Source organism: Streptomyces sp. Edi2 (assembly GCF_040253635.1).
Taxonomy (GTDB): Bacteria; Actinomycetota; Actinomycetes; order Streptomycetales; family Streptomycetaceae; genus Streptomyces.
The window spans coordinates 4433633-4446675 of the sequence record NZ_JBEJGX010000003.1 but is presented as its reverse complement, the minus strand read 5'-3'; the positions used below and the strand labels follow the sequence as shown (position 1 = coordinate 4446675).

The following is a 13043-nucleotide window of genomic DNA, read 5'->3' as shown; positions in this document are numbered from 1 at the left end:
GCAGCGGTCCCGGCGGCCGGCCCCGCTGCCTGCCGGACATGACGAAGCCCGCCTCTCCGGGGGAAGAGAGGCGGGCACCATCAGTCTGGACGGCCCGTCTGAGAGTTTCCTGAGAGACCCGCCCAGGGCCGCGGAAGGCGCTCCTAGAACGCGGCCTCGTCGAGCTCCATCAGCGACTGGTCGACGGACTCGGCCAGACCGCGCTGGACGCCGACGCCCGGCAGGACGTTGTGCGCGAAGAACTTCGCCGCGGCGATCTTGCCGGTGTAGAAGGGCTTGTCCTTCGCCGAGGCGCCGGCCAGCTTCTCGGCGGCCACGGAGGCACCCTTGAGCAGGAGGTAGCCGATGACGACGTCACCGGAGGCCATCAGCACGCGGGTGGTGTTCAGGCCGACCTTGTAGATGGACTTGACGTCCTTCTCGGTCGCCGCGAGGTCGGTCAGCATGGCGCCGACGATCGCCTCCAGGTCGGCGGCCGCCTTGGCCAGCTCGCCGCGGGCCTGCTCCAGCTCCTCGCCGCCGGTGTTGTCCGCGAGGAACTTCTTGATCTCGTCGGAGAGGGCGGTGAGCGCCTGGCCCTGGTCGCGGACGATCTTCCGGAAGAAGAAGTCCTGGCCCTGGATCGCGGTGGTGCCCTCGTAGAGGGTGTCGATCTTGGCGTCCCGGATGTACTGCTCGATCGGGTACTCCTGCAGGTACCCGGAGCCGCCGAAGGTCTGCAGCGACTGCGCCAGCTGCTCGTAGGACTTCTCCGAGCCGTATCCCTTGACGATCGGCAGCAGCAGGTCGTTGAGGCGGATCGCGGCGCTCGCGTCCTCGCCCGCGGCCTCCTTGACGATGATCTCGTCCTGGACCGTGGCGGTGTAGAGCACCAGGGCGCGCATGCCTTCGGTGTACGCCTTCTGCGTCATCAGCGAGCGGCGCACGTCGGGGTGGTGGGTGATCGTGACGCGCGGCGCGGTCTTGTCGGTGAAGGCGGCGAGGTCCGGGCCCTGCACGCGCTCCTTGGCGTACTCCAGCGCGTTGAGGTAGCCGGTGGAGAGGGTGGCGATGGCCTTCGTGCCGACCATCATCCGGGCGAACTCGATGATCTTGAACATCTGGCGGATGCCGTCGTGCTTCTCGCCGAGCAGCCAGCCCTTGGCCGGGTGGTTGGCGCCGAAGGTCATCTCGCAGGTGTTGGAGGCCTTCAGGCCCATCTTGTGCTCGACGTTGGTGGCGTAGGCGCCGTTGCGCTCGCCCAGCTCGCCGGTCTCCCAGTCGAAGTCGTACTTCGGCACGATGAAGAGCGACAGGCCCTTGGTGCCCGGACCGGCACCTTCGGGGCGGGCGAGGACGAAGTGCACGATGTTCTCGGACATGTCGTGCTCACCGGAGGTGATGAAGCGCTTGACGCCCTCGATGTGCCAGGTGCCGTCCTCCTGCTGCACGGCCTTCGTGCGGCCGGCGCCGACGTCCGAACCGGCGTCCGGCTCGGTGAGCACCATGGTGGAGCCCCACTGCTTGTCCACCATCAGCTGGGCTATGCGGTGCTGCTCCTCGGTGCCCTCCTCGTGGAGGACGCCGGCGAAGGCGGGGCCGGACGCGTACATCCACACGGCCGGGTTGGCGCCCAGGATCGTCTCGGCGAAGCCCCAGAGGAGGGAGCGCGGCGCGGTGGTGCCGCCGAGCTCCTCCGGGATGCCCAGCCGCCACCACTCGGCGTCCATGAAGGCCTGGTAGCTCTTCTTGAAGGTGTCAGGAACCGGCGCGGTGTTGGTGTCCGGGTCGAAGACCGGCGGGTTGCGGTCGGCGTCGGCGAACGACTCCGCCAGTTCGTTCTCCGACAGCCGGGCGATCTCGGACAGCACGCTCTTGGCGGTGTCGACATCCATCTCCGCGAACGGTCCGGTGCCGTACACGCTGTCACGGCCGAGCACCTCGAAGAGGTTGAACTCGATGTCGCGGAGATTCGACTTGTAGTGCCCCATGGATACGGCTCCGTAAGGGTTCGGGAGGGAGGACCTCAAACGCAAATACCAGCAAGTAGCAAGTGCCTACGATGATGCTACCCACCGGTAATAAGAATCAACCCCTACCGCCCATCTGTGACGAGCGTCCCCCGGCGAATCGCCGACTCAGTACGCTGTGGCGCATGTACGGCTACGACCAGAACGCGGGTGCCGGGCAGCAGCAGTACGGAGCGCCGCCGCCCCCGCCGCAGCAATCGCCCCCCGGGGGCTACGGCGAGGCGCCGCTGTATCCAGAGCCGTCCCCGCCCTCGCTCGCCGATGCGGTGCGTGCCTTCACCACCGGCTCGATGTCGGCCGAGGACTTCCAGGGCATCTTCTCCACGTCCAAGATCTACTGTCCGCGCGGTGACAACCCCGGCTTCCTGGCGCTGCACAACACCCAGCAGCCGGTGATCCCGATGTTCACCTCCCTCAAGGAGCTGCGGCGGTATGCGGGCAAGGAGTCGAAGTACTTCGTGATCACCGGTGCCGAGGTGCTGGACCTGCTGCCGACCGGCTACGGGTTCGTCCTCGATATGGAGGGTGACCACCGGATGGTCTTCGACGCGAAGGCCGTGGAGCAGATGGTCGACTTCGCGATGCGGCGCATGTACGGCTGACCGCCCCTGCTGCGCAGAGGGCGCAGAGGGCTGAGGGCCGCCCTTGCGGCGGCATCGGGGGCCGGTCCCGGAAGGGGGCCGGCTCGATTTGTGTCTCGGTCCGGGGGTGAGCTCGACCGGAGTGACCCCTTTGACACCCCTTTGACCTGCGGAAACAGGGAGGGGAATGCCGCACGCCTTGCGGGTTGTTCACCATTCAACTAAGTTGAGCGAACGACCGAGGAGGCCGTCATGCCCGCTGTGACCGTAGAGAACCCGCTGACCCTGCCGCGTGTGGCGGCGCCCGTCGCGGCGCACGCCCGTCCTGTGCTGGCCGTTGCCACCGCTCCCAGCGGCTTCGAGGGCGAGGGCTTCCCGGTGCGCCGGGCGTTCGCCGGCATCGACTACAAGCACCTCGACCCGTTCATCATGATGGACCAGATGGGCGAGGTGGAGTACGCGCCCGGAGAGGCCAAGGGCACGCCCTGGCATCCGCACCGCGGCTTCGAGACGGTGACGTATCTGCTCGACGGCACCTTTGTGCACCGTGACTCGCACGGTGGCGGCGGCGTCATCAACGACGGCGACACCCAGTGGATGACGGCCGGTTCGGGTCTGCTGCACATCGAGGCGCCGCCGGAGTCGCTGGTGATGTCCGGCGGCCTCTTCCACGGCCTCCAGCTGTGGGTGAACCTGCCGAAGAGCGACAAGATGATGGCTCCTCGCTACCAGGACATCGGCGGCGGCCAGGTCAAGCTGCTGACCTCGGGTGACGGCGGAGCCCTGCTGCGGCTGATCGCCGGTGACCTCGACGGCCACAACGGTCCGGGCATCACGCACACGCCGATCACGATGACGCATGTGACGGTGAACCCGGGCGCGGAGCTGACCCTCCCCTGGCGCAAGGACTTCAACGCCCTTGCCTACGCCCTGGCCGGAAGCGGCGCGGCCGGTGCGGAGGGACGGCCCTTCCACATGGGTCAGTCGGTCGTGTTCGGTGCCGGGGACTCGATCACGATCCGGGCGGACGAGTCCCAGGAGTCGCGCAGCCCGAACTTCGAGGTGGTGCTGCTCGGGGGGCTGCCGATCCGCGAGCCGATGATGCATTACGGCCCGTTCGTGATGAACACCCACGCCGAACTGGCGCAGGCCTTCGAGGACTTCCAGGCCGGCCGGCTCGGGACGATCCCCGCCGACGGGCACTGACGCCCGGTCGGCAGCAGGGGCGGCGTTTCACGTGAAACGCCGCCCCTGACCTGTTTCGGGGCCCGGGTCCGGGCCCCCGGCCATGGTGGACTGTCCGGGTGCAAAACAACTCGGAGGAAAACGGGCCCGGCGCCGGGCGTGAACGGCCGCGGTCCTCACCGCCGTTGGTGCCGGTCCAGGCCCGCCGTGCCGCGGCCTGGTGTCTGGTGGGGCTGCTGCTCGCGGCCGTGGTGGCCCTCGTGGTGTGGCTGTGCATCGAACTGAGCGCGGCGGTCACGCCCGTACTGCTGGCGCTGCTCGGCAGCGGGCTGCTCGGACCGCTCTACCGGCGGCTGGTGGCGATGAAGCTCAACCGCTCACTGGCCGCCGGGCTGACCTGTGCGGTCCTTCTGGTGGTGGTCGGCGGCGCCGGATACATCGTCGTCAGCGCGCTGGTCGACACCGGTGACCAGATCATCTCCTCGGTCAGGCAAGCCGCCAAGGACCTCTCCCAGCACTTCGGTGCGGCCGGTACCTCGCTGGACGATCTCGCCTCCCGGTCCAAGGGGCTGGTGACCAAGTTCGGCGGCACCGCGGCCTCGGGGCTGCTGACCGGGGTGAGCGCGGTCGGCCAGTTCCTCGCCGCCTCGGTCCTCGCCCTGCTGCTGACCTTCTTCTTCCTGCGTGACGCGGACAAGGCCGTACGCACGTTGAACCACTGGGCCCCCGGCAGCTCCGCACCGCAGCTGGAGCGGATGGCCCGCCGCGGCTTCCAGTCCATCGAAGGCTTTATGCGGGGCACCACCTTCATCGCCCTGATCGACGCCCTCTGCATCACCGTCGGACTGCTGATCCTCCGGGTACCGGGCGCCGTCGGGCTGGGCGCGCTGGTCTTCGTCGGCGCCTATATCCCCTACCTCGGCGCCTTCATCTCCGGCGCCGTGGCGATCCTGGTGGCGCTGGCCGACCGCGGCTTCGTGATCGCGCTCTGGGCGCTCGGTGTCGTCCTGGCCGTGCAGGTGCTGGAGGGGCATGTACTGCAGCCGATGATCCAGAGCCGGACGGTCAAGATGCATCCGGCGACGGTGCTGCTGGCGATCACCGCGGGCGCCAGCGTCGCCGGAATCCTCGGCATGCTGCTGTCCGTACCGCTGACCGCCGCCGTCACCGGCATCCTCCACGAGCTGCGGGAGTACTACGCCGCGGGCCCGGACTCCGGTGACACCGGATCCGCCGCGCCCCCCGCGTCCTCGTAGAGTTCGAACCACGTCGACTTGCCGTCCCCGCGCGGGTCCACACCCCACGCCCCGGCCAGCAGCTCCAGCAGCATCAGACCGCGCCCCGACGAGGCCAGTTCGCCGGGGGAGCGGCGGTGCGGCAGCTCATCGCTGCTGTCGGCGACATCGACGCGGATGCGCCGGGCGCCCCGCTCGCCGGTGATCTCGGCGACCAGCAGCGCCTCTCCGTCGGTGTGCACCAGGACGTTGGTGACCATCTCGGAGACCATCAGCACCGCCGAGTCCACCTGGTCCGGGTCGGCCCAGTCGTGCAGCACGTCACGGACCTGACGGCGCGCCTCGGCTATCCGCTCCGGTTCGGCCTGCGCGACGGAGAGCACGGTGCGCCGTATGGGCTGCGGCGCGAGCAGGCCGCCGGTCCCGACCCCGCAGCCGGCGGCCTCGCGGCTCAGCAGCAGCACGGCGATGTCGTCCTCGCGGCGGTCCACCAGCGGTCCGGTGGTGTGGTGCGAGGGCGGTCCGTGCACGGCCTGGACCAGGGCGTCGGCCAGCCGCTCCAGGCTCTCGCCGTCCCCGCCGGGCCGGTGCGCCTCGATGATGTCGCGCAGCCGTGCCCAGCCGGTCTCCAGATCGTGGCCGCCGGTCTCGATCAGCCCGTCGGTGCACACCATCATGGTCTCGCCGGGCTCCAGGACGAGCCGGGTGGTCGGGTAGTCGGTGTCCGGGACGATGCCCAGCGGCAGCCCGCCCGCGGTGGGCCGGACCAGCACCGTGCCGTCGCTCATCCGGATGGCCGGGTCGGGGTGGCCGGCCCGTGCGATGTCCAGCAGCCCCGTCGCCGGGTCCACCTCGATGTAGAGGCAGGTCGCAAAGCGCTGGTCCTCGCCGTGGCCGCGGAGTTCGGTCTCGTTGATCCCGGCCAGGAACCGCGAGGCACGGGAGAGCACCGCATCGGGGTGGTGCCCCTCGGAGGCGTAGGCCCGCAGCGCGATCCGCAGCTGCCCCATCAGGCCCGCCGCCCGTACGTCGTGCCCCTGGACATCCCCGATGACCAGCGCGATCCGGCCGGAGGGCAGCGGGATCATGTCGTACCAGTCGCCGCCGACCGCCAGCCCGCCGCCGGTCGGGACATAGCGGGCCGCGACCGTCATCCCCGGGATGTCCGGCTGCACCGTGGGCATCATGCTGCGCTGCAGCCCCAGTGCCAGTTCCTGCTGCTCCTCCTGCATACCGGCCCTGGCCAGTGCCTGTGCCAGCATCCGGGCGACGGTGGTCAGCACCGAGCGCTCGTCGGGCGTGAACGCCACCGGCTGGGCGAACGCCGCCATCCAGGCGCCGATCGTCCGGCCCGCGTTCACCAGCGGCAGGAAGGCCCAGGACGTCCGGCGGAAGCGGGCGGCCAGCGGCCAGGTGCCGGGATAACGGCGGCTGTACTCCTCGGGCGTGGGCAGATAGATGGCCCGGCCGTTACGGATGACCTCGGCGGCCGGATAGTCGGTCTCCAGCGTCATGGCGACGAACGGCCGCTCGTCGTCGCCGTGGTGGCCGTGGTGGCCGATGACCGACAGCCGGTCGCCCTCGATGCCGAAGACCGCGAGCCCGTCCGGCATGAACCCGGGCATGGACAGTCCGGCCGCGACCCGCAGCACCTCGGCGGTGGACCGCGCCTCGGCCAGCCCCCGGCCCGCGTCCAGCAGGAACGCCTCGCGCGACCGGCGCCAGTCGCCGGTGATCGGGGTGTGCGCGGCGGAGGTCCCCGGCTGCGGCTCGGGCACCTCCTGCAGGGTGCCGACCAGTTCGAAGCCGCCGTCGACGATGCGGGGGCGCGAGCGGGAGCGGACGATGCGCTGCACCCGCCCGCGCTCGTCCACGATGCGCAGCCGGGCCTCGGCAAGCGTCTTCTCGGCGAGCGCGAGCTGCACGATCCCGTTGATCTCGGCGAAGTCGACGGGATGAAATCGGGAGCGCACCGCGGCCTCGGTCAGCTCCGCCGGGGCGGCGGGCAGCCCGAGCAGCCGGGCCGCTTCGGAGTCGAGGGTCACCCGTCCCGCCGCGTTGTCCCAGCGCCACAGGCCGGTCGCGATGGCGGCCAGGAGATCCTCGGTGCGCATTGCCTCACTTTATGTGTGTTTAGCGGGACTGGACCAGCGATCCGGACGTGACCCTCGTCCCAGTGGGGACGCCCCGCTCCCCTGATGCGTATATGTCAACGAAGGCGTGCGGGCCGGGACGGTAACCTGGAGCGGTTATGTCAATCCTGGGGTGGCCTTTCGGGTGATCCACGGGGAGAGTGACCGGGCATCCGCGCCCGTACTCCTTTTCCTCTCCCTCTCCCGACAACTCCTCACCTCGACCTCGCGACGACTTGGATGAGCGATGCATCGGTACCGGTCCCACAACTGCGGCGAGCTCCGAGCCGCGGACGTCGACACCGACGTCCGCCTCAGCGGCTGGCTGCACAATCGACGTGACCTGGGCGGCATCCTCTTCATCGATCTGCGCGACCACTACGGTCTCGTTCAGCTCGTCGCCCGCCCCGGCACCCCCGCCAACGAGGCCCTCGGCTCCCTGACCAAGGAGACCGTCGTCCGTATCGACGGCAAGGTCAGCGCGCGCGGCGCCGACAACGTCAACCCCGACCTGCCGACGGGCGAGATCGAGATCGAGGTCTCCGACGTCGAGGTGCTCGGCGCCGCCGACCAGATTCCGTTCACGATCAACGCGGACGACGGCGTCAACGAGGAGCGGCGCCTGGAGTACCGCTTCCTCGACCTGCGCCGCGAGCGGATGCACCGCAACATCATGCTGCGCACCGCCGTCATCTCCGCCATCCGTCACAAGATGGTGACCCTCGGCTTCAACGAGATGGCGACCCCGATCCTGTCCGCGACCTCCCCCGAGGGCGCCCGCGACTTCCTGGTCCCCTCGCGTCTGCACGCCGGCAAGTTCTATGCGCTGCCGCAGGCCCCGCAGCAGTTCAAGCAGCTGCTGATGATCGCCGGCTTCGACCGCTACTTCCAGATCGCGCCCTGCTTCCGCGACGAGGACGCCCGCGCGGACCGCTCGCCGGGCGAGTTCTACCAGCTCGACATCGAGATGAGCTTCGTCGAGCAGGAAGATGTCTTCCGGCCCGTCGAGAAGCTGATGACCGAGCTGTTCACCGAGTTCGGCAACGGCCGTACGGTCACCTCCCCCTTCCCGCGCATCCCGTTCCGCGAGGCGATGCTCAAGTACGGCTCCGACAAGCCGGACCTGCGCGCCGAGCTGGAACTGGTCGATGTCTCGGACGTCTTCGCGGGCTCCGGCTTCAAGGCCTTCGCCGACAAGCACGTCCGCGCCCTGGCCGTGCCGGACACCGCCGACCAGTCGCGCAAGTTCTTCGACCAGCTGGGTGACTTCGCCGTCCAGCAGGGCGCCAAGGGCCTGGCCTGGGTCCGGGTCGGTGAGGAGAACGCGCTGACCGGCCCGATCGCCAAGTTCCTCACCGAGGACGACATCAAGGCGCTGGTCGCCGCCCTGGACCTCAAGCCCGGCCACGCCGTCTTCTTCGGCGCCGGTGAGTTCGACGAGGTCTCCAAGATCATGGGCGCGGTCCGCGTCGAGGCCGCCAAGCGCGTCGGCCGCTTCGTCGAGGACGAGTTCCGCTTCTGCTGGATCGTCGACTTCCCGATGTTCGAGAAGGACGAGGACACCGGCAAGATCGAGTTCTCGCACAACCCCTTCTCCATGCCGCAGGGCGGCCTGGAGGCGCTGGAGACCAAGGACCCGCTGGACATCCTGGCCTGGCAGTACGACATCGTCTGCAACGGCACCGAGCTGTCCTCCGGCGCCATCCGTAACCACGAGCCCGAGGTCATGTACAAGGCCTTCGCGATCGCCGGCTACGACAAGGAGACGGTCGAGGCGGAGTTCGGCGGCATGCTCCGTGCCTTCAAGTTCGGCGCCCCGCCGCACGGTGGCATCGCCCCCGGCGTCGACCGCATCGTCATGCTGCTGGCCGACGAGCCCAACATCCGCGAGACCATCGCCTTCCCGCTCAACGGCAATGCCCAGGACCTGCTGATGGGCGCCCCGAGCGAGGTCGAGGAGGCGCGTCTCAAGGAGCTGCACCTCTCGCTGCGCAAGCCGCAGGCGAAGTAGGCGGCATCGCCTGGGGCGAGAAGCCTCGAACGGGCTGAGGGGCGGCGTTTCACGTGAAACGCCGCCCCGGCCCGTTTCCGGCACCGTGTGCCGTCGGGCGGGCGTCGGCAGCGTGTGCCCCTCGGGCGGGCGTCGGCGGCCGGCAGCGGCATGCCCCCGGGGACGGCTCCGGATCCGGCCGCGTGCCCCGACCGCTCCATCCGTGTGGCAGGGCCCCGGCAGGGCACGCACTGTGGTGCCCATGCAGCAAGCAAGTCTCCTCACCGCCAGGTCCGCCCTGGGGCCGCCGGCTCGGGTGACCCGCCCCGTCCCGGCCGGCGACCTGCGGTGGCTCACCGTCGTGGCCGTCGTCTTCACCGCCTGTCTGCTCGCCTCCGCCGTCGCCGCCCCCGGCCTGGGGTGGGACGAGACGGTGTACGTCAGCCAGGTCGACCCCCATACGCCGGCTGCGTTCTTCAGCGCCCCGCGCGCCCGCGGTGTCACCTTCCTGCTCGCCCCGGTGGCGGCTCTGACGACCTCGGCGACCGTGCTGCACTGCTACCTCGCGGTGCTCTCCGGCGCCGCGTTCCTGCTCACCCTGTGCATCTGGCGCCGGGTGCTGCCCGCCCCCGTACCGGCCCTGGGCGGCGCGCTGTTCGCCGGGTTGTGGATCACGCTCTTCTACGGCGGGCAGGCGATGCCCAACCTGTGGGTCGGCTACGCCGCGCTCGCCGCCACCGGCTGCTTCCTGCGGGCCGTTCGGCAGCCGCCCCGTCAACTGGCCCCGCGCCGCGACCGGGGCGCCGCGGCCGGCCTCGGCGTCGCGGTCGCCGTGGCCGCGCTGATGCGTCCGACCGACGCCATCTGGCTGGCCGTGCCGCTCGGCGCCGTCGCGCTGTGCGTCCCGTCCTGGCGGCGCCCCGCCGTGCTGCTCGCGCTGCCGGCCGGCCTGGCCCTGGGGTGTGCCCCCTGGGTCGTGGAGGCGTATCTGTCCTACGGCGGGCTCCTGGCACGGCTGCACAGGGCCGCGCAGATTCAGGGCGGTCTCGGCTGGCATCTGACCTTCGACGACCACGCCCGGGCACTCCAGGGCAAGACGCTGTGCCGCCCCTGCCATCTGACCTGGGATCACCCGGTGACGGCGGTGTGGTGGCTGGTGCTGCCCCTGGCGGTCGCCGGAGCGGTGTGGGCGGCGCTGCGCGCCCGCGAGCCCCGTGGCGGACTGCACGGCTACGGGCCGGCGGACCGCAGCGGGGCCCGGCACCCGCTCGGGCTGGCGCCCATCCGGCCCGGCAGCCTCGGCCCGGACCCGGCGTGCGATGCCGCATTCGGCGGCGGGCGGCACGGGCGCGGTCCCGCCTGGCCGCTGGTGCGCCTGAGCGACCCCCGCGGCCCGCTGCACCGGTACGGCGCTGCTCCGGTCGTCCTCCCGGCTGTGGTCGGCCTCTGCCTCGCCGCCCCCTACCTTCTGACGGTGGACTACGCCGCCCCGCGTTTTCTGCTGCCCGCCTATGCCCTGCTGATGATGCCGGCCGCCTGGTTCCTGTACTGGCTGACCCTCCTGCCGCGCCATCGGCACGCCTGGGCGGTGGCCGTGCTCGTCCTCGTGCTGATGAGCCACGAGGCTATCCAGCTGACGGTGTGGCACAAGATGGTGCGGAACACGGCACGTTCGCAGGCCGGTATCGAGCGGATCACCGCGTCGCTGCGTGCGGCAGGGGTGCGGCCGCCCTGCGTGGTGAGCGGCGAGGAGGCGGTGCGGCTGGCGTACCGGGCGGGCTGTGCGTCCCGCCAGCCCCACGGCCATGACGCCAGCATCACCCCCGCGGGCCTGGCCCGGCTGGGCGCGCGCCGTCCGGTTGCCGTCGTGGTGGCCGGCGGTCAGCGGCCGCCGGCCTACGCCCGTGGCTGGCGGCGGGTCACCCTGTCGCCGGTGCCGGACTTCGGACGGCTGGCCGCCTATGTGTCCGCACCGCGCAGGCGCTGAGCGACGTCCCGACCCGGGTCCGGGCGGTTCCCGGACGCACGGCGCCCGTCCGACCCGGAGGGGCCGGACGGGCGCGCGTGTGGTGCTGAGAAGGCGGTCCTGGCCTACTGCTCCGCGCCGCCGAAGCGCTCGCGGTAGGACTCCAGGTCCTCTTCGGTGATCTTCGCGAAGAGCACCGGCGGCACGGTGAAGGGCGTCCCGGCGGGCACCGAGTCCAGCGCCTTCGCCTCCTCCGATGAGACCCACACCGCGGTGTCGTTCTCCAGGGCGAAGGCCCCCCGCATCGCCTTGGCCGACGACGGGATGAACGGCTCGGAGACGATCGCGTACAGGTGGATGAGGTTCATCGCCGTACGCAGCGTCAGCGCCGCCGCGTCCTTGTCGGTCTTGATCTCCAGCCACGGGGCCTTCTCCTCCAGGTAGGAGTTGCCCGCGCTCCACAGGGCGCGCAGCGAGGCCGAGGCCTTACGGAACTGCAGCGCCTCCATGTGGCCCTCGTACTCCGAGAGCAGCCCGGCGATCTCCTCGCCGAGCTTCTGCTCCGCGGGCCCGGCTTCGGCGCCCGCGGGCACCTCGTCACCGAACCGCTTGCGCGAGAACGACAGCACCCGGTTGACGAAGTTGCCGAGGGTGTCCGCCAGGTCCTTGTTGACCGACGCCGAGAACAGCTCCCAGGTGAAGGAGGTGTCGTCCGACTCCGGGGCGTTGGCGATCAGGAAGTAGCGCCAGTAGTCGGCGGGCAGCAGCTCCAGCGCCGCGTCCGTGAAGATGCCGCGCCGCTGGGAGGTGGAGAACTTCCCGCCGTAGTAGTTGAGCCAGTTGAAGGCCTTGAGGAAGTCGACCTTCTTCCACGGCTCGCGGGTGCCCAGCTGCGTCGCCGGGAACATCACGGAGTGGAACGGCACGTTGTCCTTGGCCATGAACTCCGTGTACCGGACGTCATCGGCCTCGTACCACCACGACTTCCAGTCGCGGCTTCCGTCGGAGACGGCGTCCGCCCACTCCTTGGTCGACCCGATGTACTCGATCGGGGCGTCGAACCAGACGTAGAAGACCTTGCCCTCGGCCGCCAGCTCCGGCCACACATCGGCCGGCACCGGAACGCCCCAGTCCAGGTCACGGGTGATCGCCCGGTCCTGAAGGCCCTCGGTCAGCCACTTGTGCGCGATGGACGAGGCCAGCGTCGGCCAGTCCTTGCTGCCGTTGCCGTCCAGCCAGCCCTCGACCTCGTGCTGCAGCTTCGACTGGAGCAGGAAGAGGTGCTTGGTCTCGCGCACCTCCAGCTCACCGCTGCCACTGATCGCCGAGCGGGCATCGATCAGGTCCGTCGGGTCGAGCACCCGGGTGCAGTTCTCGCACTGGTCGCCGCGCGCCTTGTCGTAGCCGCAGTGCGGACACGTGCCGACGATGTAGCGGTCCGGCAGGAAGCGGTCGTCGGCGACCGAGAAGACCTGGCGGATCGCCCGCTCCTCGATGAAGCCGTTCTCGTGGAGCTTGCGCGCGAAGTGCTGCGTCAGCTCCACGTTCTCCCGCGACGAGCTCCGGCCGAAGTAGTCGAAGGCGAGGCTGAAGCCCTCGTAGATCGCCTTCTGCTTGTCGTGCTGCTCCGCGCAGAACGTGCCGACCGACTGGCCCGCGTCCTTCGCCGCCAGCTCGGCGGGGGTCCCGTGCTCGTCCGTCGCGCAGATGTAGAGCACGTCGTGCCCGCGCTGCCGCATATAGCGGGCGTACACATCCGCCGGGAGCATGGACCCCACCATGTTGCCCAGGTGCTTGATCCCGTTGATATACGGAAGGGCGCTGGTGATGAGGTGTCGAGCCATTGCCGGCTGCTCCCAAGTCGCTACGGTGAGTGAGGATTTGCTTTACGGAACGTCAATATCGTACTGGACGGGGTGGGGGTGCCCGCGCGGCCTTTTCGGGG

Annotated in this window: 8 protein-coding genes; 5 read left to right on the top strand and 3 right to left on the bottom strand. The window is 70.2% G+C overall.

Annotated elements, in window-relative coordinates:
- Positions 1-143 precede the first annotated feature (143 nt).
- Positions 144-1970 (bottom strand): acyl-CoA dehydrogenase, encoded by a 1827-nt coding sequence (locus tag ABR737_RS22965; RefSeq protein ID WP_350251989.1) that lies wholly within the window; start codon positions 1968-1970, stop codon positions 144-146.
- Between the two features lie 164 nt (positions 1971-2134).
- Here ABR737_RS22965 and ABR737_RS22960 point away from each other — a divergent pair, with 164 nt between their 5' ends.
- The 3 genes from ABR737_RS22960 (at position 2135) to ABR737_RS22950 (ending at position 5031) form a co-directional block, all read left to right on the top strand.
- The gene (locus ABR737_RS22960) at positions 2135-2611 is read left to right on the top strand and encodes an SseB family protein (protein ID WP_129295388.1); all 477 of its coding nucleotides are present in this window, start codon (positions 2135-2137) and stop codon (positions 2609-2611) included.
- 231 nt (positions 2612-2842) lie between these two features.
- On the top strand, positions 2843-3796 hold the full coding sequence (locus ABR737_RS22955; protein ID WP_350251988.1) for a pirin family protein: 954 nt from the start codon (positions 2843-2845) through the stop codon (positions 3794-3796).
- A 98-nt stretch (positions 3797-3894) separates the two neighbouring features.
- Positions 3895-5031: an AI-2E family transporter gene (locus tag ABR737_RS22950; protein WP_350251987.1), complete on the top strand. Its 1137-nt coding sequence runs from the start codon at positions 3895-3897 to the stop codon at positions 5029-5031.
- On the opposite strand, the gene ABR737_RS22945 is transcribed toward ABR737_RS22950, so the two are convergent.
- Positions 4971-7124 (bottom strand): ATP-binding SpoIIE family protein phosphatase, encoded by a 2154-nt coding sequence (locus ABR737_RS22945; protein ID WP_350251986.1) that lies wholly within the window; start codon positions 7122-7124, stop codon positions 4971-4973. The genes ABR737_RS22950 and ABR737_RS22945 overlap by 61 nt on opposite strands.
- A gap of 265 nt (positions 7125-7389) precedes the next feature.
- Here ABR737_RS22945 and aspS point away from each other — a divergent pair, with 265 nt between their 5' ends.
- Positions 7390-9153, top strand: a complete 1764-nt coding sequence (aspS, locus tag ABR737_RS22940) for an aspartate--tRNA ligase (protein WP_350251985.1) — start codon at positions 7390-7392, stop codon at positions 9151-9153.
- Positions 9154-9394: 241 nt separating this feature from the next.
- Positions 9395-11119 (top strand): hypothetical protein, encoded by a 1725-nt coding sequence (locus ABR737_RS22935; protein ID WP_350251984.1) that lies wholly within the window; start codon positions 9395-9397, stop codon positions 11117-11119.
- Between the two features lie 104 nt (positions 11120-11223).
- On the opposite strand, the gene metG is transcribed toward ABR737_RS22935, so the two are convergent.
- Positions 11224-12942, bottom strand: coding sequence for a methionine--tRNA ligase (metG, locus tag ABR737_RS22930; RefSeq protein WP_350251983.1), 1719 nt, complete (start codon positions 12940-12942; stop codon positions 11224-11226).
- Positions 12943-13043: the final 101 nt, after the last annotated feature.